Source organism: Embleya scabrispora DSM 41855, assembly GCF_000372745.1.
Taxonomy (GTDB): domain Bacteria; phylum Actinomycetota; class Actinomycetes; order Streptomycetales; family Streptomycetaceae; genus Embleya; species Embleya scabrispora.
On the sequence record NZ_KB889663.1, the window covers coordinates 1 to 1,021 of the forward strand.

Here is a 1,021-nt window from a genome sequence, read left to right on the forward strand (position 1 = left end):
GACGGTGTGTCCCTCCGCTTCGCTCCGGGTCACACCGTCCACGTTTTGCGGCTCCGCCGCTCTCCGCGCTTCGCGCGTCGATCACTGGGGTGGGGTGGGTCGGGGGCGCTGACGCGCCGGGGAGTGGCGGGTCGGGGTGGGCTGGGTTGGGGGCGCACGTTTGGGTCAATCGGTGTTGTGTCTCTGTCCGGATGGGCCTTCGTCCTCAAGACTGATCTTCGTGCATGCCGAGGTGGTCGTCGTCGACCCACGAAACGATTCCGGAGAGCGCGCGTTCGCGCTTACCACGCCCGAGGCCGCCGTGGTGGTGGCCGCCGCGTCGAGTGAGCCGGTGGGCGGGTGTGGGCATGGCATGGACTGGTTCCTGCGCCGACTGGGCGTGCATCTGTTGGCCCGGCTGACCGACCGCCCGGATCGGGGCATCAGCGACTGTCTGGCCGACACCATCGCCGAGACCGCCGCGCTGCACGGGGCTCGCTGCGACCTCGCGCACGACGCCACCCCTGCCGCGTCGGTGGTCGCGTGCCGGGTTCTGGTGCACGACCTGCAATACCTGGTGCTGGGCCCCGGCATGGTGCAACTGCACCACGCCGGGGGCCCGACCAGCCGGATGACCGGCCCCGACGGCCCGTTGGCGGCGGTCCGGGCCCGCCCGAGCATTGCCGCACACGCCGGCACCGGCACCGTGCGCCTGCACACCCTCACCGGCGCGTCGCTGACGGCCGACGCCACCGGCCGCCCCGGCGCCCGAGTCACCCTGACCTTCCGCCCGCCCGCCTCCCCGACCGGCCCAACCCTCGCCCACCGATTCGACCGCAGCAGACACGACGCACCCTGAGCCCCGAACCCCCGGGACTCGTGTGCCCGCCCCCGAAGCCGACGCGCCTCCGAGCCGGACCCAGCCGGCCACCCTACGACCCCGGTACGGCGGGCCGCCGGTCAATGGATTGGCTGCGGTGAGCAACCAGCTTTCCCCCGGGGCCGCCGAGTTCGGCCGCGTCCCGGCGCGTCAGCGCCCCCG

General features: G+C 73.7%; 1 protein-coding gene. It reads left to right on the plus strand.

Annotated features, from left to right (window positions below):
* Window positions 1-220 precede the first annotated feature (220 nt).
* On the plus strand, window positions 221-838 hold the full coding sequence (locus tag A3IC_RS68715; protein WP_020551302.1) for a hypothetical protein: 618 nt from the start codon (window positions 221-223) through the stop codon (window positions 836-838).
* Window positions 839-1,021: the final 183 nt, after the last annotated feature.